General features: G+C 35.3%; 25 protein-coding genes. 3 read left to right on the top strand and 22 right to left on the bottom strand.

Annotation, left to right across the window (positions count from 1 at the left end):
• Positions 1–2: 2 nt before the first annotated feature.
• From lepB to C240_RS02505, 7 genes are all read right to left on the bottom strand, one after another.
• Complete coding sequence (lepB, locus tag C240_RS02475) at positions 3–557, bottom strand: signal peptidase I (RefSeq protein WP_442896567.1); 555 nt, start codon at positions 555–557, stop codon at positions 3–5.
• Positions 558–671: 114 nt separating this feature from the next.
• Positions 672–2102, bottom strand: a complete 1431-nt coding sequence (locus C240_RS02480) for a S41 family peptidase (protein ID WP_271490615.1) — start codon at positions 2100–2102, stop codon at positions 672–674.
• 98 nt (positions 2103–2200) lie between these two features.
• The gene (locus C240_RS02485) at positions 2201–2419 is read right to left on the bottom strand and encodes a YozE family protein (protein WP_271490616.1); all 219 of its coding nucleotides are present in this window, start codon (positions 2417–2419) and stop codon (positions 2201–2203) included.
• Positions 2420–2423: 4 nt separating this feature from the next.
• Positions 2424–2933 (bottom strand): peptide-methionine (S)-S-oxide reductase MsrA, encoded by a 510-nt coding sequence (gene msrA, locus C240_RS02490; RefSeq protein ID WP_271490617.1) that lies wholly within the window; start codon positions 2931–2933, stop codon positions 2424–2426.
• Positions 2930–3628 (bottom strand): YpmS family protein, encoded by a 699-nt coding sequence (locus C240_RS02495; RefSeq protein ID WP_271490618.1) that lies wholly within the window; start codon positions 3626–3628, stop codon positions 2930–2932. Before C240_RS02495 ends, msrA begins: the two co-directional genes overlap by 4 nt.
• A gap of 4 nt (positions 3629–3632) precedes the next feature.
• Positions 3633–4520, bottom strand: a complete 888-nt coding sequence (locus C240_RS02500) for an SGNH/GDSL hydrolase family protein (protein WP_271490619.1) — start codon at positions 4518–4520, stop codon at positions 3633–3635.
• Positions 4521–4770: 250 nt separating this feature from the next.
• Positions 4771–5613 carry a DegV family protein gene (locus C240_RS02505; protein ID WP_271490620.1) on the bottom strand — a complete coding sequence of 281 codons (843 nt, stop codon included), beginning with the start codon at positions 5611–5613 and terminating at the stop codon, positions 4771–4773.
• A gap of 130 nt (positions 5614–5743) precedes the next feature.
• Between C240_RS02505 and trhA the strand changes: the two genes are divergently transcribed.
• On the top strand, positions 5744–6397 hold the full coding sequence (gene trhA / locus C240_RS02510; RefSeq protein ID WP_271490621.1) for a PAQR family membrane homeostasis protein TrhA: 654 nt from the start codon (positions 5744–5746) through the stop codon (positions 6395–6397).
• Between the two features lie 157 nt (positions 6398–6554).
• The gene (locus C240_RS02515) at positions 6555–6755 is read left to right on the top strand and encodes a hypothetical protein (protein WP_271490622.1); all 201 of its coding nucleotides are present in this window, start codon (positions 6555–6557) and stop codon (positions 6753–6755) included.
• A 53-nt stretch (positions 6756–6808) separates the two neighbouring features.
• Here C240_RS02515 and C240_RS02520 read toward each other — a convergent pair whose 3' ends face one another.
• The 14 genes from C240_RS02520 to C240_RS02585 form a co-directional block, all read right to left on the bottom strand.
• Positions 6809–7321, bottom strand: a complete 513-nt coding sequence (locus C240_RS02520) for an adenine phosphoribosyltransferase (RefSeq protein WP_271490623.1) — start codon at positions 7319–7321, stop codon at positions 6809–6811.
• A complete protein-coding gene (gene recJ, locus C240_RS02525; RefSeq protein ID WP_271490624.1) occupies positions 7318–9636 on the bottom strand; it encodes a single-stranded-DNA-specific exonuclease RecJ in 2319 nt (772 codons plus the stop codon). The genes C240_RS02520 and recJ overlap by 4 nt, the downstream gene beginning before the upstream one ends.
• Positions 9637–9782: 146 nt before the next feature.
• Positions 9783–10190 carry a LapA family protein gene (locus C240_RS02530; protein ID WP_271490625.1) on the bottom strand — a complete coding sequence of 136 codons (408 nt, stop codon included), beginning with the start codon at positions 10188–10190 and terminating at the stop codon, positions 9783–9785.
• A 15-nt stretch (positions 10191–10205) separates the two neighbouring features.
• A complete protein-coding gene (locus C240_RS02535; protein ID WP_271490626.1) occupies positions 10206–11006 on the bottom strand; it encodes an SDR family NAD(P)-dependent oxidoreductase in 801 nt (266 codons plus the stop codon).
• 13 nt (positions 11007–11019) lie between these two features.
• A complete protein-coding gene (gene rnz / locus C240_RS02540) occupies positions 11020–11952 on the bottom strand; it encodes a ribonuclease Z (protein WP_271490627.1) in 933 nt (310 codons plus the stop codon).
• A gap of 68 nt (positions 11953–12020) precedes the next feature.
• Positions 12021–13316 (bottom strand): sensor histidine kinase, encoded by a 1296-nt coding sequence (locus tag C240_RS02545; protein ID WP_271490628.1) that lies wholly within the window; start codon positions 13314–13316, stop codon positions 12021–12023.
• On the bottom strand, positions 13309–14001 hold the full coding sequence (locus tag C240_RS02550) for a response regulator transcription factor (RefSeq protein ID WP_271490629.1): 693 nt from the start codon (positions 13999–14001) through the stop codon (positions 13309–13311). The genes C240_RS02545 and C240_RS02550 overlap by 8 nt, the downstream gene beginning before the upstream one ends.
• An 84-nt stretch (positions 14002–14085) precedes the next feature.
• The gene (locus C240_RS02555; RefSeq protein ID WP_271490630.1) at positions 14086–14661 is read right to left on the bottom strand and encodes a DUF1269 domain-containing protein; all 576 of its coding nucleotides are present in this window, start codon (positions 14659–14661) and stop codon (positions 14086–14088) included.
• 69 nt (positions 14662–14730) lie between these two features.
• Positions 14731–16587 carry a carbohydrate-binding domain-containing protein gene (locus tag C240_RS02560; protein WP_271490631.1) on the bottom strand — a complete coding sequence of 619 codons (1857 nt, stop codon included), beginning with the start codon at positions 16585–16587 and terminating at the stop codon, positions 14731–14733.
• A 12-nt stretch (positions 16588–16599) separates the two neighbouring features.
• Positions 16600–17286 carry a DUF4956 domain-containing protein gene (locus C240_RS02565; protein ID WP_271490632.1) on the bottom strand — a complete coding sequence of 229 codons (687 nt, stop codon included), beginning with the start codon at positions 17284–17286 and terminating at the stop codon, positions 16600–16602.
• Positions 17276–18004, bottom strand: a complete 729-nt coding sequence (locus tag C240_RS02570; protein ID WP_271490633.1) for a polyphosphate polymerase domain-containing protein — start codon at positions 18002–18004, stop codon at positions 17276–17278. The genes C240_RS02565 and C240_RS02570 overlap by 11 nt, the downstream gene beginning before the upstream one ends.
• A gap of 119 nt (positions 18005–18123) precedes the next feature.
• A complete protein-coding gene (gene ald / locus C240_RS02575; protein WP_271490634.1) occupies positions 18124–19236 on the bottom strand; it encodes an alanine dehydrogenase in 1113 nt (370 codons plus the stop codon).
• Positions 19237–19257: 21 nt separating this feature from the next.
• Positions 19258–20529: a kynureninase gene (kynU, locus tag C240_RS02580; protein WP_271490635.1), complete on the bottom strand. Its 1272-nt coding sequence runs from the start codon at positions 20527–20529 to the stop codon at positions 19258–19260.
• A 62-nt stretch (positions 20530–20591) separates the two neighbouring features.
• Complete coding sequence (locus C240_RS02585) at positions 20592–21779, bottom strand: MFS transporter (RefSeq protein WP_271490636.1); 1188 nt, start codon at positions 21777–21779, stop codon at positions 20592–20594.
• A gap of 339 nt (positions 21780–22118) precedes the next feature.
• Here C240_RS02585 and C240_RS02590 point away from each other — a divergent pair, with 339 nt between their 5' ends.
• Entirely contained in the window at positions 22119–22559 is a 441-nt protein-coding gene (locus tag C240_RS02590) for an Lrp/AsnC family transcriptional regulator (RefSeq protein ID WP_271490637.1), read from the top strand.
• 128 nt (positions 22560–22687) lie between these two features.
• On the opposite strand, the gene obgE is transcribed toward C240_RS02590, so the two are convergent.
• Complete coding sequence (obgE, locus tag C240_RS02595; protein WP_271490638.1) at positions 22688–24001, bottom strand: GTPase ObgE; 1314 nt, start codon at positions 23999–24001, stop codon at positions 22688–22690.
• Positions 24002–24228 lie beyond the last annotated feature (227 nt).

Consider the following 24228-nt stretch of genomic DNA (forward strand, 5'->3'; position numbering starts at 1 on the left):
ACCTATCTTGGTATAAATTTCATATGAGTTATTGGATAATAAACAAATTGTGCTTTGCCTATTATATATTTACTTTCTACTGCTCCAAAAGAACGGCTGTCTTTTGACATTCTACGATTATCACCTAAGACGAAATAACTATCTTCCGGCAAAACTTCTTCCGTAGTTAGATCACTTAAATTAAAATTCGTCGTATAAGGTACAGATTCATGATCTTTTTTTAAATTTTTCTCTAAAAACGGCTCTTCAATTGGTTTATCATTTATATATAACTGATCATCTTCGTAACGCACGGCATCACCTGGCAAACCGATCACTCGTTTAATATAAATTTCTCCATTTGGCAACTTGAAAACTACTACATCGAAACGCTTGATAGACGAAAATTTTTCCATCAAAATCATATCGCCTTGACTAAGTGTTTTTTCCATTGAATTGCCGTCAACCGGCACAGGAATTAAGATAAAACCTCTTAGTATAAACAATAATACTAAGGAAGGAATGAGCATTTTCATGAAAAACATAAAGTAGCCGATATAAGTTTTCTGTTTTTCCACTCCTGTTCTCTCCCTTTTTAAGTTTCTAGTTCTATTATAAGTTAAAAACATTGGAAAAAGCGACTAATACATCATATTAATTAAAGTAAAATTAGCGCAAAATATAATTGTTTTTTATTTTTGTAGTTCTTTGACAGCAGTATCGTATGCACGATCATTTTCTTGAATTTTTTTCCCGATTTCTCGTTCGATAGCTGTCGCAGTTTCGTTATCTAGTTCTCCATTCGCTGGCAAGTTATTCGCTGCCTGAATTGTTGTTACTGCTGTTTTAGTCTGCTTTGTATAATCACTACTGTCAGCATTCACGTCGTAGCCAAGTGCACTCAATATTGCATTGACATTTTTCACAACAGCTGACGAATCACCTTCTTTTAAAACTTTTTCTCTAGAGATTGGTGAAAAGTACGCATAATCTGGATAATCGGCTTCAATGCTAGGCTCTAGACCTTTTTCATGTATCCATTCCCCATTAGGAGTTAACCATTTTAAAACTGTTAATTTAATTTCACTTTTGTCGTTTAAGTTTTTAACTGTTTGAACAGTTCCTTTACCGAAAGTTGTTGTACCAATTATTTTTTTATCACCAGATTCTTTCAATGCAGCCGCGAAAATTTCAGAGGCACTAGCACTATCTTTATCAACTAAAACTACAGTTGGTTCAGTCACTTTAAAGCCACCATCTAGCTCGGGTCCAGCAACAGCCTTACTTGTATGTCCATTTTTGTCTTCGAATTTAAGGATGGTCTGTCCATCTTCTAGGAACATACTAGCCATTTGCTCAACTTGATTTAATAACCCACCCGGATTTTGTCTTACATCAATAATAAACGAAGTTGCTCCTTCTTTTCTTAAAGACTTAATGGTTTCTTGAAGTTCTTCATACGTTTTCTGACCAAAAGAGGTAATCGTAATTGCGCCGATAGAAGGATCTTGTTTAGCCAAACTACCTTTAACTGTCTCAATTGGAATTTCATCACGAATCAGTTTTAGCTCGAAAGTTTCTGTTCCTCGAAGAATAGTCAAACGGACTTCTGATCCTTTTTTTCCACGAATTTTACTAACAACTTGGGAAAGTGTTTTACCTTGTGTTTCTTCGTTATCAACTTTTAAGATCACATCATCTGTTTTCATACCAGCTTTTGCTGCCGGTGAGCCTTCAATTGGAGCTTGTGCCACAGTGGGTAAATCATCTTTCATTGTAAGAGTTGCGCCAATTCCTTCGAAACTTCCAGCTAAACTTTGATCTAGCTCATCTGCTTCTGGTTCGTTTAAATAGCTAGAATAAGGATCATCCAAGGCTTCTGCCATTCCTTTTAAGGCACCTTCTACTAATTTATTTTCGTCAACATCACCAACATAGTTCGATACGATTTCGTTGTAAAGCTCATCAACTTTTTTTAAGTTACTACTTTGAATTGGTTGATTGGCTAATTGCTGCTTATAGCGATAATCAAAATAGATATAAAAACTACCACCAGCTAAAAATGCAACACAAATAATTGAAACTATGTATTGGTAAAAAGGCACTTGTCGTTTATCTTTCATAAGTGTCATCTCTTTCCTTTTAAAATATCATTGCGTAGGTTCCAGTTTACCATGAATAAAAAAGAAGGAAAAGCTTTCTTTGCCTTTCCTACTCCATTTTATTTATTATTTTCAAGATATTTTTCCCAGACTTCATCAAAAATAAGCATGTTCGGTAAATAATCAACGTTCATTTCCAAATAAGTAGACAATTCATGATAATCTTCTGATTGCTTAGGAAACTGGATATCTTTTGCCGCATCGTTGGCAAATTGACTTTCGGTTGTTTTTATCGGTGTTCTCAATGTCATTAGGTAATGGTAAAAACTTCTTCTCATTAACTCACCAATTCTCCTCTAAAAAATTTGCTCGATTCACATGTGCTTGCTCGTAACGTTCTGGTTCTTTTTGATAAAAATCTTGATGATAGTCTTCTGCTGGATAAAAAATAGTTGCCGGTTCAATCGTTGTAACTATTGGTTCAGTAAAACGTCCACTATTTTGTAAATTGTCTTTACTTTTTTCAGCAATTATCTGCTGCTTATCATTTGTGTAAAAAATTACTGGACGATAATTATCTCCACGATCTTCAAATTGTCCAAGCGCATCTGTCGGATCAGTTTGCTGCCAATAAATTTCAACTAATTTTTCATATGCCATAATTTCAGGATCAAATTCAATTTCTACCGCTTCTGTATGTCCAGTAGTATGACTCAAAACTTGTTCGTAGGTTGGATTCGCTACATGTCCTCCAGTATATCCAGAAATGATTGAGAGAATCCCTGGTTGCGTATCAAAAGGCTGAATCATACACCAAAAACAACCACCTGCAAAAATAGCTTTTTCACTCAATTCGTTCCCTCCTCACTGTTAGTTGTTGTCTCTTCTTTATCCTTTGGTAAATAAACATTCATTCGAATATCATCATCTACTAAATTAATTTTTTCAGCTCGGATAAATAAACCATTCTGCATTCTAAATTGATCCAAACGTAACAAGATTGTACTTTCATCCGGATTTACTTCTACCCAGCTTGGTAACTTGTAGTCTCTTTGAACAAACTTCAAAATTTCCTTTATTGGCAAGCTTAAAGTGCCAATTGATAAACTTTTTGCCTTTAATTGAATATTACCATTGTCCATTACATAGGGATCAAAGTATAAATAAAATTGAATTGGAAACCCTAAGACTTCAAAAGTACCATTCAGCATTGCTTCATTTTCTAAATAAAACTTGTAGGTAATATCTGATCCTTGTTGAAAATCACTAAGATAAAAATCAATTAAGGCATTGACTTGTTTTTTTGTTGATTGTACTGCGATTACTGGTGTTCCATCCGCTTCAACAAGCTCTGGTACTGGTTTAAAATTGGGTTCTCTAACCTGTGTAATTCGCATAAAAACAAAAGCTGTACTTCCAATAATCACGGCGATTAATATAAGAAAGGCTATTTTCCACCGATTAGTTGGCGTTTTATCCTTAGGTGCTTTTTGTTTTTTTCTACTCGTTTGCTCTATTTCTGTTTTTTCATTTGGCTCATTCGTCATTTTTTCACTCACTTCCTTTTTTTAACCACTTATCTTGCGTTTCAACCATTTTATCCCGTACTGTACTCGCCATAATTTGATAGCCTAAATTATTCGGATGAAAATGATCTTCTTCGTATAATGCATTATTTTTAATACTCTGATCCTCACTAGAGCTACTCGTACCCTCACTGCTGACAATTCCTACCTCATCACCAGAACCTTTATATAGTAAATCATTGATTGGAATAAAATAAGCATTATGTTCAGCTTCAACAACTTCTTCTGTTCCTGCATTCCAGCTGTTTACGATTTCCTGCATATCAGTAATTTCAGGGAAATACAGATAAAAGGGATTATAAATACCTAACACATAGATTGGTGCATCTGCATTATATTTGCGAATTTCTGTTAATAATTTTTCAACTTGTTTTTGATAACTAGCTAGTGGTTTTGTAAAGGAGTCTTTCGTTAAATGGAAAACATCACCTTTGATAACTTTCATTAAATCATTTCCACCCACAGTTAAGGTGATAAGATCTGCTGAAGCTAAACCTTCTTGGATATCTTTATTTTTTTTAATACGACTCAAAATTTGGTCACTACGGTCGCCATTTTTGCCAAAATTATCCGTTTGTACACCATTTAAATTATATTGCTCTTGTAAATCTCGCGCAACTAAGGGAACAAAACCACCTGAGTTAGTGGAATCACCGATTCCTTCTGTCAGCGAATCTCCAATAGCAGTGTAATGAATGACCTCTTTCGTTTCAACTTTAGTCGCTGGTTTCGTTCCCGGACCTAAAATTGGCTTTGCCTTTGGAATAGCAATCATTAAAATGAAGAATATGCCAATAAGTGTAAGCAAAAATAATGCAAAACTAGACCAGTTTTTTTGAAAAAATTTTTTCATTAAATCCCTTCCTTTACAAAAAAATCACAAAGCACAACAATGACTTAATCAAATAGTTCATTGTCTCAATTGCAGACTTTTTACTTCATTAAAATCACGTGCACTTGGTGATTTGATAAATCTATGTTTTATTTTGGATAAAATCGGATATAAACATTTAATAAGTATGATTATGCCAATTTTATCAGCATTTGTACAGAGAATTTTTAACAAAATTAAAAAAGCAGATCAGGTTGATCTGCTAAAAAGCTTAATCTGTATAATACATGATGGCGAATGCGCCCTTACCTGTATGTGTAGCAATGACAGGATTTGTATGCAAAACGGGGATATCCATATCTGGGAACAATGCTTGAAGACCTTCTTTAAACCCATTAGCGATTTCTAGACCATCCGCATGAGAAATACCAATTTGGCGTACATTTGATAAGTTACTTAATTCAGTTTTTAAATCTTCAAACCAATTATTGAACGTTTTTATCCCACGTCCTTTAGCAATCGGAATTAATTCTGTGTGGTCGAAATCCATAACTACTTTCATATTAAAAATATTGGACAATAAACCAGTCGTTCGGCTAATGCGACCACCTTTAACTAAATTATCTAGTGTAGAAATCCCAATATATAATTTTGTATTTTCTTTGACATGGTTAATTTCTGCCAAAATTTCAGCAACACTTGCACCATTTTTAGCTAATTTCGCTGCTTGGATGACTTGGAAAGATAAACCTTGGTCAGTAAAATCACTATCTATCACAGTAACATTGCTTGAACTAAGGTTACCAGCTTGTCTAGCGGCTTCAACAGTACCACTCAGTCCTTTAGTCATATGAATAGAAATGACTTCACTACCATCTGCCCCTAATTGATCGTAAAGTTCAACGAACTCTCCAATCGGCGGCTGACTAGTCTTAGGCAAAGCCTTTGCTTTACTCATCAACTCCATGAATTGCTCACCTTCTAAATGATCGTCGTCAGTATAGACAACTCCGTCAATCATCACAGATAAAGGCATCATATGAATATTTAAATCATCGCGTACACTTTTAACCATCGTGCATGAAGAATCGGTTACAATTTTAACGTTTGTCATAATTTTATCACTCTTCCTTTTAAAACAACCTCAATTCATGGTAAAATATCTTTGAGGCTTAAATGTCTGTTTACAGTATAACAGACAAAGAATTATTTTTCACCAAATTAAAATGAAGGAAGTTGATTTCTTGGAAAAAGTAAAATTCTCGAGAAAATATATGATCTTAAATGAAGTTCTCAATGCAGTCACGCATGGGATTGGTGCCGGCTTAAGTATTGCCGGATTGGTAATTTTACTTGTAAAAGGAGCTAGACTTGGTTCAGCAGTCCATGTCGTTTCTTATGCGCTATATGGATCGACGCTAATTCTTTTGTTTTTGTCTTCCACTTTATTCCACAGTTTAATTTTTACCAAGGCAAAAAAAGTATTTCAAGTTTTTGATCATAGCACTATATTTTTATTGATTGCGGGAAGTTATACACCGTTTTGTTTATTAAGTATTAAAGGTTGGCTCGGCTGGGTGCTGTTTGTCCTTATCTGGGTAATGGCTATTAGCGGAGTTGTTTACAAATCATTGACTTTACATAAACAAGAAACAGTCAAAAATGTATCGACAGTTATCTATATCATAATGGGCTGGCTTTGCTTGATTGCTGCTAAACCTTTATATGATTCACTCGGATTTACTGGAACTGCTTTGTTGGTTGCTGGTGGTGTTTCTTATACTTTAGGCGCTGCATTTTACAGCCTAAAAAGTGTTCGCTTTATGCATGTCGTTTGGCATTTGTTTGTTATGTTAGGTGCCGGGCTAATGTTCTTTTCAATTTTGTTCTATACTTAAATTAACTTAAATCAATAAAGCTACTAATTGAGCCCCTATCTTTTTGCAAAATAAAAAAAGATGGAGGTTTTTTTATTTTTTCTCTTTACAAACCGAACAAACATTCGTATAATAGATATACAAACGTTTGTTCGATAAAAATTATGAGGTGATGAGAATGAAAGCTATTCGTCGTGGCGGTTTATTATTTTTTGTTTTGATTATTGGTATTTTCTTGGGAACTTTAGGGTTACGATCTGCTTTACTTATTGTTAGCCCTCTTTTTATAATATGGTTTATGCTCTGGGATGAAAAAAGATACACCCAAACTAGAAAAAAAAATGAACATCATCAGTATGTTTATCGGAAATATCCATAAGTTAAAAAAAACGACAAGATACAGGAATTTAATTTCCTGCTCTTGTCGTTTTTTTAATATTCCATTAAAGTTACAATCTCATAACCTTTAATTTTATCGCGACCATGTAAGTCCATCAATTCAATTAGAAATGCACAGCCGACAACAATACCGCCTAATGATTCAATCAATTCTATTGTAGCTTTAATTGTACCACCAGTTGCTAGTAGATCATCACAGATCAAGACACGTTGTCCTGGTTGAATAGCATCTTTGTGTAAGGTTAATGTATCTGTACCATATTCTAAATCGTAAGTCACTTCGATTGTTTCACGAGGTAATTTGCCTTTTTTGCGAACAGGAGCAAAACCAACACCTAATTCATAAGCAACTGGGCATCCTACGATAAACCCACGCGCTTCAGGTCCTACAACCATATCAATTCTTTTTTCTTTTGCATAGTCAACAATCTGTTTTGTTGCTTCACGGTAAGCATCACCATTTGCCATCAATGGTGAGATATCTCGAAAAACGATGCCTTTTTCAGGATAATCTGGAATACTAGCAATATAATCTTTTAAATTCATTTTGTTACTTCCTCCTCATTCCACAACCATTGTTGCAGAGTCTCACGATCACTGTAAAGCAAAAATTCTTCCGTCTTGATTCTTTTCAAACGAGCTTGATAAATCTTACTTGTCGTTAAAGGGTGATTTTCTGGACTTTCAACTTTTCTTAAAATACCGTTTTCTATTGTAACAAATCCTAAGTCAAAAAACACCTGAATCATAAAAATTAATAATTTTTCTTGAATCTTTAAATGCTGCGCTACTGCATTTAGCTTATACCGGACATCTACTTGCTCTTGTTGTCTCACAAATTTGTATAGTTGAGCAAATTGTTCTCTCGTTCCAGCCCCATTCAAATAAGCTTCTTCTTGAGAAATTCCCATCATATAAATTCGTTCTAGCTTGCCTTGTTGTGTAATTTCTCTGAGCACATCAATCTCTTCTGGACAATCTACAAAGACTACTTGCTGAACCTTTCTCGCCTCAATCATGGAAACAGCCTCAATTACGTCTTTAAACAGTAATTTATTGTCACTTTGATCTTCAATCAATTTTAGACTGTCTGGATTAAAGTAAATATACAATGTGTTAGACGTTGGTATTTCTTTTTGGCGTGCATTTTTCCCACGAAGGTCAAACAATTGAACACCTTCTACTGAAAAATCGTTTACCATTAACTGTGGTTTTTTATTACCGTTCCATTCATTAATCGATAGTTGTCCACACACGCTAGTCGTCCCTTGCCCCAATTCATCTGCCTGGCTGCCCATTTGAAAAGCAATCGCATCTAAATTAGCGCCAGCTTGAGCTAATTGAAACTTTAAATGGCTTTTGTCAGCTCCGATTTGCCGACACTGTTCAACCGTTACATCTTCAAACAGAAAGTTTGGGACAGGATTATCTGTTCCAAAAGGAGCTAGAATTTTTAATTGCTGAATAAATGGTAAAGTTGCCTCGGAAACTGAAAGCGATTCATCGATTTGTAGTTCTTGACCTTGAGAGAGATCAATTTGATTTTTTTCAAGATAGTCAACTAAATGCAGCTTAATTTTTTCGATATTCTCAACAGGTAACGTCATCCCTGCAGCCATGTGATGACCGCCAAAATGGGTAAAGTCTTCACGAATTTCACTTAAAGCTTCGAACAAGTTTAACGCAGAAACACTTCGACCAGAACCTTTGGCAAGTTCATTATTTTCATCAATAGTCAATATAATCGTTGGTTTTCCAGTATCTTGCATAATTCGACCAGCTACTATTCCCAGAACACCTTCATGCCAACCTTGTTTAGCAATTATATGAACTGAATCACTAGTATTTATTAAGTCAAATGCTTCTTTGGTTATAGTCGCAACAATTTCTTTTCGCTCATCGTTTTGAGTATTAATATATTTTGCGATTTTCTCGGCTTCTTCTTCATCAAAAGTTGTCATTAGTTCGACCCCTGGAGAAGCATCACCTAACCTGCCTAAAGCATTCAATCTAGGCCCAATCGTAAAGGCAATGTTTTCTTCGCTAACGGATTCTTTTTTTAATTCAGCCAAATGAATTAGCATATCTAAACCGATACGTTCACCCGTTTGAATCATTTCCAAGCCCATTTTAACTAGTATTCTGTTTTCATCAGTAAGTGAAACTAAATCTGCAATTGTACCAATAGCAACTAAATCAAGAAATTCAACTGGCAGCTCACCTAACAATGCGGTTGCAACTTTGAAAGCAACGCCAACACCAGCTAAATCGCCAAAAGGATACTGCCCTTTTGGATGCTTTGGATGAATAATCGCAAAAGCGTTTGGCAATTCCGGCGGTAACTCGTGATGATCCGTTACAATAACATCAATTCCTTGTTTTGCTGCAAAATCAATTGCTTCGTGCCCAGCTACGCCATTGTCTACTGTGACAATCAGCTGTACACCATTTTCGATCTGTTCTTTAAAAACCGCTAAATTAGGCCCATAACCATGAATGAAGCGATTTGGCAAGAAGTATTCCACTTCACCGCCAATTAACTCAATCGCTTCTTTCATTACAGTAGTACTGGTGATACCGTCCGCATCATAGTCTCCATAGACCAATATTTTTTCACCATTGGCGATAGCATCTTGAATTCTAGTTACAACTTTTTCCATATCATGCATTAAATATGGATCGTATAAATTATCGATTGTTGGACGTAAAAAGGTTTCTAGTGCTTCATTGGATTGAATTCCACGATGCCACAAAATTTGTCCAATCAAAGGATTAATCTTTTCATTCGTTAATAGTTCAGAGAATTCTCCTGATAATTCCGTTTTCTCACGTAATTGCCAAGTATATTTTGCTTTTTTCACGACGTCACTCCTAACCAAGTAATTATATCAAATGACAGGGAAAAACTAAAGAAAGTATCTTAAAAGAAACCAAACAAAAAAACAAATCTAAAATCCAACGAATCTTAGATCTGCTTTTTTTATAATCTCAATCAAAGAAAAAGTTATTAATCGTTCCTTGGCTTAGTAAAATGATCCACGCGACTGCCGACAGGTTCTTCTTCTGAAACTTCGGGCATTGGCGCAAGAGCATCGTATTTTGCCTGTAATTCTGTCAACTTAGTTTCATAGTTTTGTTTAACTTTTTCTATTTCTTCTTGAGCTGATTTGTCTGTATCTTCTTTATATGACGCTAATTCTTTTATTTGCTTTTTTTGTTTCCAAATCGTTGTTGTCGATGTCAATAAGCCAATTAGAGCCCCTAAAATAGCAGAACCTAAAATAATAAGGATTAACGGACCTGATATTTGAGTGAAACCGAAATTAACAGGTACAGCTTGACTGTTTAGCACCGCAAAAAGCACGATTATTAGCACTAAAACAAGTCCTAAAATAACTCGCCATTGATTTTTCATTCTTATTTTCCCTCCTTATTTTTTATTCAATAATCCGCCAGCCAACAAATCGCCTAAATGCGGAAATAGTGTATACAATCGGTACGCACCTTCCATAATTAGCGGACGATTAATTTCTCTTTTAAAAGTTCCCATAGCATTAACAATTTCTTTTGCTAATTTATTTGGCTCTAAGACTAATAAATCAACCGATGCTAAATATTCGCCGGAAGGATCTGCTTTATCAAAGAATTCCGTTTTAATTGGACCGGGGTTAACCGTTGTTACGGAAATTCCTAATGGTTTTAGCTCTAAACGTAAAGCATTTGAAAAACCTAATACCGCAAATTTAGTTGCAGAATACACGGTAGATTTCGCGGTTGCCATTTTGCCAGCCATGGATGCAATATTAATAATGTGCCCTGTTCCACGTTCTGCCATTTGAATTGCCGCTTTTTGCGTGAAAACCATCATTCCTAAAACGTTCACTTCAAACATATTTCTGGCAACGGATAAATCTGTATCAATAAAGTTTTCAAAAATCCCAAAGCCTGCATTGTTAACCAATACATCAATTGGACCAGCTTCAGCTAAAATTTTCTGAAAAATATGTTCAACATTTTCTGGGTCTGCAATATCTAATTGAAACGAAAATGCTGGCTTCCCGCTTAATTCTTCACATTTCTCTTTAACTTTACCAATTAAATTAATCCGTCTAGCACATACAACAACAATAGCGCCTTTTTTAGCTGCTTCGTAACAAATCTGCTCACCTAATCCAGCAGAACCTCCAGTTACTACCACAATTTTATCTGTTAAATCCTGATTAAGATACATAAGCTCTTTCCCCCTATTCAACTTTAAATGGAATATCTATAATTTCCATATCTTTCACAACTTTTGTATTAGAAAAAATTTCTTTTGCTTCATCTTCTAAATGAATGATATCGCCTGTTAAATAACGAGCACTAATATGGGTGAGTATGAGTTTTGATACATTAGCATCCCGCGCAACTTGAGCTGCCTGATGACTAGTCGAATGATAATAAGCTTTTGCCATCTTCTCTTCATCTTTATTAAATGTACTTTCATGGACTAAGACATCCGCATTTTGGGCAAGTTTCGCACTATTTTTGGTTTTTCTAGTATCACCAAGAATTGTCACGATTCTACCAGCTTTTTTCTCACCCACAAATTCTTTTCCATCAATAACACGCCCATCAGGTAATTCAACAGTTTCTCCACGTTTGATTTTTCCATAAATGGGACCGGAAGGAATATTTAATTCCGCTAATTTTTCAACTTGCAGCTGTCCTTCATGATCCGCTTCTACAATTCTATAACCAAAACTTATAATACCATGATCTAACGGTAAATAAGAGACAGTAAATTGTTTGTCTTCAAATACGATGCCCGGCTGTGATAGTTCAATAATTTTCAGTTCATATGAAAGCTTCGTTTGCGAAACTTTTAAAGACGTTCTGACAAAATCAGCGATTCCAACGGGGCCATAAAGTTCGAGTTTTTCATTGCCGCCTTGAAAAGATCGACTGCTTAATAAACCTGGTAAACCAAAAATATGATCACCATGTAAATGGGTAATAAAGATTTTTTCAATCTTTCTTGGACGAATATTACTTTTCAAAATTTGTAATTGTGTTCCTTCGCCGCAATCAAATAACCAGACGGCATTTCTTTCGTCTAATAGTTTTAGAGCAATCCCGCTCACGTTACGATGTTTTGCTGGAACCCCAGCACCTGTACCTAAAAATTGTAATTCCATTGGCTACCTAACTTTCTTTTATCTTCTTTCTTATTTTAGAAGAAAGTGGCTGCTTTAGCAAATATAAATTATTTTATTGGAAAACGTAAAATAACTGTTGTTCCTTTCGGTGAAGTATCTGCCAATTCGATTTTCCCTTGATGTTCATCAACAATCCATTTGGCAATCGCTAAGCCAATACCATATCCGCCTGTCTTTCGATTCCTTGACCCTTCACCTCGATAAAATCGTTCAAAGACAGCTGCTTTTTTATCTTCTACTATTCCAATTCCTGTATCAATAATCTTAAGTTCCCATTCACTATTTTTTACCGTTGATAAAACCATAATTTTTTCATTTGTTGCTGTATACTTTAATGCATTATCTAATAAAATAATTAACAACTGATGAATTCTTTTTCTGTCCAGTATTAATTGTTGTTCTTCACCTAAATCGATGACAAACTCTTTATTTTCAGCAATAGCTAATTCTTGATAAGGCACTAAAACATTGTTTAAAAAAGCATTGATTTTAACTGGTTCTTTTTCTAAAGTTAGTGCATTTGAATCCGAACGAGCTAGTAAAAGTAAATCACTTGTTAACTGACTTAAGCGTTGTACTTCATCCAATGATAAAGCAATTGTTTCAGATTCTTCTAAAATAGTATGGTTGGGTTTGGTAAATAATTTTTCTAATTTTGCTTGAATAATAGTTAACGGTGTTCTAAGCTCATGTGAAGCATTTTCAACAAATTCTTGTTGTTTTTTCCAAGAAACTAAAATAGGTTTCATAAACCATTTCGATAAAAAATAACTTAGTGCAATAGATAGTAAGCCAAAAACCATCATGCAGATAATCAGAATCTGTTTAAATTGATTGACCGTACCCTTGATCGGATCTGTGTTTATCAGCATTTGAATATAGGCAACGCTATTCTGAGACTCAACAGGTATCGTTACTGAACGAAATTGCAGTGAGCGATCATTGCTGTCTTTGGTTTGAACACTGACAATTTTGTTTAAATCTTCAGTTGAAAGTTTTAAATTTTGGAAATCATACAAACGTGAACCCAATTCTGATTCATTGAGAATCTCACCTGATGCAGACCAAAGAATTACTTGCTGCTGAAAATTATTAGGTGGTGGTGAATCGAATTTGCCAATTTGCGGACTTGTTCCCTGAAGTCGCTCTGGTTTCAATAATTGACGTTGAATAAATTGTTCGTCAGTAGAAAGCCTTTGTAAGTCATGATCCACAGATTCGTAAATGGAGGTTTGCACCAATTTAAAAACAATTAGTCCAAGAATTAAAAAAATACTGGCAAATGAGATTAAATTAATAGCAAAATAATTAAAGCGTTGTTTTTTACTTAGTTGTTTATTCATCGGACCCTCCTTCCGGAATTTCAAATAGATAACCTACATTTCTCAACGTTTTAATCCAGCGATCCACACCGAATGGTTTTAAATTTTTTCTCAGATTACTCATATAGACTTCGACAACGGTTAATGTCGTGTCAGATTGAAACCCCCAAATCCGATCAAATAACTGATCTTTAGTAATAATTCGTCCCTGATTTTGCATCAGGTATAAAAGCAGATCAAATTTTTTGCCCTGAAGATTGATTTCATTTTCTTTAAAACGAACTTGGTGATTGTCTAGATCTACACATAAATCATTTACAACAAGTTCATTTTTACCTTTCATTCCCAAAGAGCGGCGAACAAGTGCTTGGACACGTAATATTAGTTCTTCACGATGAAATGGCTTTGTTAAATAATCATCTCCGCCATTTTTAAATCCATTCACTTTGTCTTCTAAAGCATCTTTAGCCGTTAAAATCAAAACGGGTGTAAATATATTTTTCTTTCTTAAGGCCATTAAGACTTGTTCTCCGTTCATCAAAGGCAGCATTAGATCCAATACAATGACATCGTAAATTTCACGCTCGCCTTCATATAATGCTTCTTCTCCATCATAAACTTGAACAACTTCGCCAATTTCAGATAAAATCTCTAGGATACTGTCTGATAATATTTCATCATCTTCTACTAATAGTATTTTTAACATATGCTTTCCCATCCTTATAATCAAAAAGAAGACGATCAGAAATAAATTCTTTGTCACGTCTTCTAAAATAGTCAATATTCTTTTTTATTCATTTTCTGAAGCGTCGTTAGTATCTTGTTTTTTATTTTTCCAAGATTTTTCAGCTGAGTCTTTCGTTTCTTTTTCGACATCTTTGGCGTCTGTGATTTCTTTTTCAACATCATCAAAGTCCAAACGAGTGATTTCTCCGCCTAATTCATTCATGATTAACTGATTTAAGGGTCTATTATCGTCTTCTTCAGCAATTAAAATTAATCCTGTTTCACCTTCACCGATTTGTTTAGTCACATGTTCAAACACAGTTTGAGCACCTTGAATTTCTTTTGCATCTTGAGAAGCGCCGAATATACTGCCGGCAAACCAGCCAAGTAAGATTCCTAAGGGACCACCTAAAATACCGACTAACATCCCAATCATACTACTTTTAGCCGTGTGATTGTTACCAGTAAAATCCAAGAAATCATCGATTTTAAATTGATGAGCACCGTCGTTCACATGTGTCACAACAGCCATTTGTTCCCCTTTAATTTGTCTTTCTGCGTACAATTTTTTTATTTCTGAAAATGCTTGATAAGCTTGACTTTCTACTTCAAAATGCGTAATAATAACTCTTTTTGACATACGACCACCTCAATCTATTTTATATGTCTATCTTATCAATAAACTAGTCATTAAGGCAATGAAAATCTATTATCTGGGTCCTTGCCCTCCTGGACCACCCATTTGACTACCGTCAACTTCAGCACCAGTTTGATCTACGGAGGTCAAAATATTATTGATTGAAATTTTAGCCAGTTCAGTCCCATTTGTATAGGCTCCACCAGTGTATAGTCCATTTTTCTCAGACCCTGAGTCTTGCCCACCACTTGAAAGTGTGATTGTTTCCCCTACTTTCAATTCTGGTGAACTAATAGCAATGTGCGAAAAGTCTTTTTCTGGCGCGAATGAGACAATTGTTTCTCCTGCTTCATTTTTAAGGTTTATCATCGTACCTGCCTTTTGTGTTTCATTGAAAAACAGACTAAGAGCTGCTTGTGAGGATGCATCGCTGGCACTCATTGCCATACCAGAACTTCCACTTGCGATAAATGTACCACCGTCCATTGTAAATGTGCCGTCATAATCAAGGGCGCCATTGCCATTATCCGTTGGTCCGTTCACGATTAATGTTCCTGCAGTCATTCGAATATCACCATTGCTGTCAACGCCATCTCCGTCAGCATTTACATAAGTTGTACCGCCATTTATCTCAATAAATTTGCTACTATCACCACCGCCTCCGGGTCCGCCAAATGAATCAGCACCGAATTGTCCTTCTTGATCCGTTTCACCTGAGCTTCCACCAGCAGCATTGATTCCATCATCCGATGCTTGTACTGAAATATCGCCATCATTAATTGTGATGGTGGATCCTTCCAATCCTTCATAGGAGTTCGTTACGTCAATTTTCCCATTATTAATAACTAAATCTGTATCTGCATGGATACCATCATCTCCACTGGCTAAAGAAAAAGTACCATTATTAATGGTAACTGCAGCATTTGAATGAATTGCATCATCAGCAGTATTTAGATCAAATGTTCCATCATCTACAACAATATTTCCTGATGCTTTCAAACCTTTGTAACTCGCTGTCGTATCAATGGTTTGATCGTCGTAGCCATCTGCTGTCTGAATATTTATTTTTGCTGTAGCAATTGATAAATTGGTTTCTGCTTGAATACCATCGTTGCCTGATTGAATTGAGAATGTACCGCCATCAATCGCAATCCAACCTTTTTCCGCATCAGTACTATTATTTGCTTGAATGCCATCACCTTCCGTTGTCTTTAAAGTGAATGTACCAGCTGCAATTGATATCGAGTCTTTTCCTTTAATAGCATTATTTTTGGCAGTAACATTAATGGTTCCATTCGCGATAACTAAATCATCTTTACTGCGAATCCCGTTGTTATAATTACCATTTACATCTAATGAACCTGATCCATTAATTGTTAGATCATCTTTACTGAAGAAGGCTGCATCTGGCTCGGTTTCATCTGCTGAAGCAAAAACATAATCTGTTCCATCAGATAAACTATTTTTTGTTCCCTCAGCTAATGTTGTAATCACTTTTTTTGCTTGTTCGACATAGATCGCTGAAGAAGAAGCGTTTGTGATTGTAGCATTTTTCAGCACTATATGAACTGTTTCATCATTTGCACTAACTTTAATCTGACCTTGATAATTCCCGGAAATAACATAAGTGCCCCCGGCTGTGATTGAAATCGTTTTGTCTTTTTCTGATGCGCCATCTCCATCAATTGTACTTCCAGAATCACTTAGTTCAATTTTTGTTGCAGTTGTTTCATCGTAGCTTTCATCAAAGTCCTCTTCGTCATAACTTCCATATTTATTTTCAGAAGATTTTTGGGCTTGCTGAACTACAGTTGTTTGTTCGGAATTTTTTGTCGTTGAAGTTACCGTAGTTTCTGCTTCTTTCGAACAACCGGTTAAAAGCATAAGTAAAAGTGTAAAAGATACTAAAGTAAATTTAATTTTTTTCATATAGTTATTCACCTACAATTCTTCTCTATTTGTTGATACTTTGCCTGAAACAATCGTTAAATTACCATTTCTAACACGCATGGCATCCATCAACTCCTTCTCATTTTGGTTATCTTTTAATGTCACTCGGTAGCGTAATTCATAAAGGCTGCCCATATTCGTTGTTTTTACTGAATCTAAATTAGCAGCATAGGTATATGTTTGAAATAAATCATCAAACAGTCCCGGATAATCTAGGTCTTCAGGAATGGTGACTTTAATTTCCCGTTCCGCTACTCTTTGTTTTTCACCGAAATGAACTGTGTTTAAAAGCAATAAAAAGACCGCAATAATTACTGAAAATAAAACTATATAACCAATAAAGCCCATTCCTGTTGCTAAACCAATTCCCATTGACCAGAAAATACTAGTAATTTCTCTAGCGCCTCCAGCAACTGAGCGGAATCGAATTAAACTAAACGCACCTAGCACAGCAACACCTGTTCCTAGATTTCCATTTACCAGCATAATCACTAATTGAACAAGGATCGGTAAGACAGCTAAGGTAATTACAAAATTTTTACTATAAACATTTCTATACATATGGACAATAGCCACTAAAAGTCCTAATAGAATCGAAACCAGCATACAAATTAATAATTGCTGATAGGATAAATCTACCGTACTTTCGGTATTTTCAATTAATAAACTAGACAACATAACTAAAATCCTCCTTACAATATAAATATCTTTCATAGGTTTGGGCATATTTTGAAAAAGAAGATGGATAGATCTCCAGATCAGCTAAAATTTCGGAAAACCAAAGGGGATAAGCACCTAAAGCTTTAACTTCCATCAATACATCTATTTCAGGGGCTACTCGCTCACCGGAATCGTTCAGCTCATTTTTCCCGTTAATTTTGCAATACCGTATATTAAAGTCAAACGTAATCCGAAAATCTTGATTATCATGAGCAAACAGCGCTCTTCTGTCATAAGCAATCATTACTTTAGGTTCAAGTTTCTTTCTCGCCAATACCCAATCTATTTCCTGTTTAATTTGTTGATCTTTAATGCCCTTTAATTTAAATGAATGAGGATACTGAATATATTTTTTCGCAAGTTGATAGTTCAATGCAATCCTTCGTTTATAGACAACTCCTTTAACCTTTTTCTTAATTTCTAAAAAAACATCTGAATCATTATTGGGAATCCCATAACTTCTAATCCGAAATTTTTCTTTATAGGCTGGTTTACTGATAGAATGTCGAATCATTTCGTAACTTGGCGTATCAAAATATATCGACATAATTGTATGTAATCCATAGTCATCTTCCTGCATGAAAGGAATTAGTCTTTCTCTTAGTTTCTGGTATGTAACACTATCTAACGGATATTTTTTTTCTTTTCTTTGAAAACTATTTTTCAATTTAACCATTTGAACTCCTCCTTTATCTGAGTTAATCATAAAACTAAAAACATAAATGAAGCTTAAAATAAAAAAGCATCCTATTTCTGAATAGAATTTTACTCAGAAATAGGATGCTTTTACTTTAATTAACTAATTAATTCATAAATAGGTGTATATTCTTTACTTTGATCTTTTGCAACAGCTGCCATTGTAAGATGTTTTTTATAGGTATTAATTCCCGTAGAAACTGTTTCATTTTCTTTAGCTGCTTGAACAATACCTTTATTTGCAATTGCTACTGCGTAAGGAAGTGTTGCGTTTGTTAAAGCAAATGTAGATGTTCGAGGAACAGCTCCCGGCATATTTGCCACTGCGTAGTGTACGACACCATGTTTTACATAGGTGGGATTATCATGTGTAGTAATTTGATCTGTTGTTTCGAAAATGCCACCTTGATCGATAGCAATATCAACAATAACTGCCCCGGGTTTCATCTGTTTAACCATTTTTTCGGTAACTAGTTTTGGCGCTTTTGCACCTGGAATAAGCACTGCACCAATAACTACGTCAGCTTCTTTGACTTTACTTTCAATATGATAGGCATTGGAAATTAATGTTTGAACATGATTACCGAACAAATCATCTAATTCAGCTAGACGATTAGGATTGACATCTAAGATTGTTACTTTTGCTCCTAAACCAATTGCGATTTTAGCTGCATTCGTTCCAGCAACCCCGCCACCAATAATGACTACTTTTCCTCTTTCTACTCCAGGTACACCAAATAGTAAGATGCCTTCACCGCCTTTTGGCTTTTCTAAAAATTGTGCACCAACTTGTACAGACATTCTGCCAGCAACTTCACTCATTGGTGTTAACAAAGGAAGTGTATGATTTAGGGTCATCGTTTCATAAGCAACAGCGGTCACATTATTTTCAATTAAAGCATCTGTTAATTCAGGTTCAGGCGCTAAATGCAGGTAAGTAAATAATATCAAACCATCATGAAAATACTGAAATTCTTCTTTTAAGGGTTCTTTCACTTTCATAACCATTTCTGACTGCCAAACTTTTGCAACATCCGCTTCAACGACTGCTCCAACTTCTTCAAACTCTTGATTTGTAAAACCAGAACCTAGCCCGGCATTATTTTCAATTATCACTTGATGACCATTGTTAACTAAACTAACAACGCCAGCTGGTGTGATTGCAATTCTATTTTCATTATTTTTGATTTCTTTAGGAATACCGATAAGCATATTTTTCACCTCACTATTTTTTTAAACGACTAATGTGCGTTCGTTACTGAATTTTTCATATTTTTTATTTACGATGATGTTTTCAAGTGTTTCTACTAATGTGTAGACTTCCTCATATGTGTTGTATAAGGCAATTGGTGCTAAACGAATAACGTTTGGTTCTCTAAAATCAGGAATAATATTCGCTTCTTTTAATGCTTTACAAATGCGGTAAGCTTCATCATGTTCCAAACAAACATGCCCACCCCGTTTACTATCTTCACGTGGATTTCCAACTGTGTAGCCATATTGCGAGAGTTTTTCATCAATCAAATACATAAGATAGGCAGTAATGTTTAATGATTTTTCACGGATTTTACTCATACCGATCTCGTTAAAGATAGTCAAGGTTCCTTCTAACGGTGCCATAGCCAAGAAACTTGGTGAACCAATCTGCCAGCCGCTAGCATCGTGTTGATGTTCAAACTCATGTTTTAACTCAAATTGGGTATCATCTTTATTTCCCCACCAACCCGCTAAACCAGGTGTTTCTTTAAAATGTTTGCGATTCATGTATAAACCAGCAATTGACCCCGGACCAGCGGATAGATATTTATACGTACACCACACAGCAAAGTCTGGTTGAATATCTTTGAAATCCATTGGAATTGCTCCGATTGCATGGCATAAATCCCAGCCGATTAAAATTCCTCTTTGATGAGCAGCATCCGTTACACGTTTCATATCGACTATTTGAGAACTTCTATATAGAACTGTCGGCAATAAAATCATAGCAACATCATCAGTCATAGCCTCAATAACAGCAGCTTCATCAATTAAACGTCCGTCTGAGCTTTTCACTACTTTAACCGCATCTTTAGGATCGTATCCGTGGAGACGAACTTGGCTGTCTACAGCGTAACGATCAGTCGGAAAATTCAAATCATCTACCAAGATTTTATAGCGCTCTTTCGTCGGTTTGTATAACGTACTAATACATTGATGAATATTAATTGTGGTACTTCCAGTAATAACAACTTCATCTGGATTAGCATTAATTAATGGTGCTGACATCTCCCCTAATTTCCCAGCATAATGGAATAACGCATCCCATAGTTTTATCCCTTCTTTTTTCCAAGTTTCCATCATACGAAGTAACGCCTCTTCAGCATCCTTTGAAGCTAAGCCTAATGAATTCCCATCCATATAAATCTCATCTGCTTGAACATAAAAGCGATCTCTTACTTTTCTTAGCGGATCTAATTTGTCCATTTCTTGTGCACTAGCCCGATCTGTTTGAAATTTTCTTTCCATCTCTACATCACCTTCCAAATCTTTTTCATTAAAAGCAGCAAGCTGCCTTACTAACTAATTAACTAGGATAAAACTTTATGTTTATTCAAGCGGATAAACCCTATCACAGCAAGTAACGCAATCATTCCAACTGCGACCAGCAAATAAATTGCTGTCAACCAAGAGTCACCGATTTCACTGACTTTGGTCACTAAAGGTGTACCGATAAAAATACCAATATAATAAAACAAATTAATAAACGAAATACTTGCACCGATTAATCGCTCTTGTTTGACAACTTTTGGTGCCAGAATCATGACACAGGAAGAAGATAAGCTTGCTCCTGCAGATAGTGCAAAAAGTTGAGCAATAAATGTAATATTGCTGTTTAAATACCCCATCCAAAACGTAGCGACTAACATTAGTAAAAACGAACAAAATATAATTACTTGTCCTTTTTTCAGTTTGTCTATCAAAAAACCTGCTAGAGCTCCAAATGGAATTCCAAACAACCCAAAATATCCTGTATAACTATTAGCTAAATTTTCTGACAAACCGTAATATTGTGTATAAATCACGGGATAGAGATTGATAAAAGCGAACAAAATGAATGCCATACAGCCTTGAGCTACTGCTAAAAGCCAAATTGCTTTATTTTCCATCGCATTTTTGACTGATCCCTCTTTTTTTCTACCTTCAGCAATAGCTTGACTAGCTGGTTCATCTAGAAAAATTAGATACAAAAACAGCAGAATCAAGGATAAAACAGCAATCAAATACCATAATGAATGTAGTCCGTATTTTTGTACGATTGGTTTAAATAAATTCATTGCCAACATAGAACCTAACGCTGAGAATGTCCCCCACAGCCCTGTCGCAATTCCGCTATGATTCTCTTTAAACCAAAAATTAATTAAAACAATTCCTACCATAATTATCATAGAAAAAGAAATTCCTTCAACGGCTCTTGATAAAAGTAATGACCAAAAACTAGTAGAAAAAGCCCCCCATAAATTCCCTAATGCCAAAAATCCCATCAATGCCAATAGTAATTTTTTAGGACCAAATCGTGTAACCAAAGTACCGCCTGGAACTGCCAAAAAAATACCTGAAACTGTAAAAATCGACATTAACCACGATACCATCGAAAGACTGATTCCTAATTCTTGTACCAATTCATTTTGGATAGGCACCAATTTTAGCTGACTTAGTGAAACGACAACTCCGCCAATATACAACAAAATAAATTTAATCCATCTGTTTCTCACCATAAAGATTGCTCCTTTTTTGGTTCTGTCTTTTTAGATTGAAGAAACAACATATTTACCAGTAAATATCAGTTCGTCTTAAGATACGTTAATCATAGCGAAACTCACCCAACTTTGTATATAAAAATCCGAATAAAAAGTAAGCGTTTTCTTTTCGAATTAGAAAATGTTTTAGCTTTATTTTTACAATGTGAAAAAAATGGATGTAAAGGTTGATTTTTAGCCATTTATTTAGTGAAAAATTGTTAAAATTTAATTTACTATAGCATCTAACCTTAATATCCTCTATAATTAATGTACGAAATAGATTTAATTAAGGATATTGAAGAAAGAGGTGTACCAGTGGATAAAACAGACCGTAAACTGTTAAAAATTCTGCATGAAAACTCTCGTATCTCTATTGTAGAATTATCTCAAAAAATTAATTTAAGCCGTCCCAGTGTTAAAGAACGAATTGACAAGTTAATTGAGCAAGGAATTCTCACTAATTTCACAATTCAAGTATCTTTGGAACAAATTGACCAGACCATTACTTTTTTTAGTGAACTAAGCCAAGTCACTCTTTCAGTTGAAAAAGTACTAAAGTTATTAAAAAACACACCTGCAGTCAATGATGTATACATCGTCAGCGGACACGTCAATTATTTAGTAAAAGCGACTGTTGCCAATCCTAGTGAAATGAAAGATTTATTAGCAAAATGGATGCTGTTTGCCAGCGTCAACAGTTCAATTGTTCTAGAAACAGCTATCGAAAATCAGCAAAATTTCGATTTAAATAGTTAAGTGAACGAAAAATAAATTACCCTTGGAAACAAATTTTAATTATTTGCAACTTATTGTGAATAAGATCACTAACGTTCCTACAAAAAAAGAGCCGATTTTCATCAGCTCTCCTCTACAAATTACTTATTCTATTCAACAAACTCAAATTCATATTCCGCAATCCGAACAATATCGCCATCTTTAGCTCCACGCGCACGTAATGCTTCATCGATACCCATACCACGCAATTGACGTGCAAAACGCATAACACTTTCATCATGCTCAAAATTGGTCATCTTAAATAAGCGCTCCAATGTTTCACCAGACAATACCCATGTAGCATCTGGATCACGATCAATAGTATATTCAGGCCCTTCAGGCTGGAAGCCATAATGAACGGTATCTTCAATGATTTCTTCTTCGTATAATGGGAATTCCGGTGTTACATCCAATAAATCTGCTGTTGCATTTAGTAAAGGATCGATTCCCTTACGTGCAACACCTGAGATTGGAAAAATTGGCAAATGATCTGCGTACTCATCTGTTCGTTCTTTTTCAATTTGTTCTTTAAATTTCTTTAAATTCTCTTCTGCTTCAGGCATATCCATCTTATTCGCAACAATAATTTGCGGACGTTCCATTAAACGAAGGTTATGAGAAGCTAGTTCCTTGTTAATCGCTAAATAATCCTCGTATGGATCACGCCCTTCCATTCCACTCATATCAATTACATGTAGAATAACTCTTGTACGCTCGATATGACGTAAGAATTGCGTTCCAAGACCAATACCTTGAGATGCACCTTCAATCAATCCAGGCAAGTCAGCCGCAGCAAAACTACGACCATCACTCGTCGAAACCATCCCTAAATTAGGAACTAGTGTCGTAAAATGATAAGCACCGATCTTCGGTCTAGCAGATGAAATAACAGATAATAAAGTCGATTTTCCTACAGAAGGGAAACCAACTAAACCAACATCCGCTAAAACTTTTAATTCTAATTCAATTTTACGTTCTTGCCCTGGTTCACCATTTTCAGCGATTTCTGGAGCAGGGTTTTTAGCTGAAGCAAAACGAATATTTCCGCGTCCGCCGCGTCCGCCTTTTGCTACTGTCAATGTTTGACCGTTTTCAATTAAATCACCGATTAATGTTCCTGTATCCGCATCACGAACTGTTGTACCTGGCGGAACTTTTACAAATGTATCTTCTGAGCCACGGCCATGCATTCCTTTACTCATTCCATTTTCACCAGGTTGGGCTTTGAAATGACGATTAAAACGGAAATCCATTAACGTACGCAAACCTTCTTCTACTATTAAAATCACATCACCGCCGCGACCACCGTCACCGCCTGCAGGTCCGCCATCCGGAACATATTTTTCTCTACGAAAAGCAACCATCCCGTCTCCGCCTTTACCGGCTTTGACATCTATTGTTACCTGATCTAAAAACATGGACATTTTTTGTCCTCCTATCTTATATAAGGTGTATGTAAAGTTAAAATCCGCATAAATAACTTTTATATCACCGTTGTCTTATTCAGATTCTAACTACCTAAACTGTGCAGTTTAAAAGCCTTTCTTATTGTAAAGGTTATCGCTGAATTTGTCTAGCCAAATTCTTCTTTCATAATTGTCAGATGACCAAAATGATCTTTAAAAATTGGCAATTAAACTAGATCATCTCT

Source organism: Enterococcus sp. 5H (assembly GCF_028128615.1).
Classification (GTDB): domain Bacteria; phylum Bacillota; class Bacilli; order Lactobacillales; family Enterococcaceae; genus Enterococcus_L.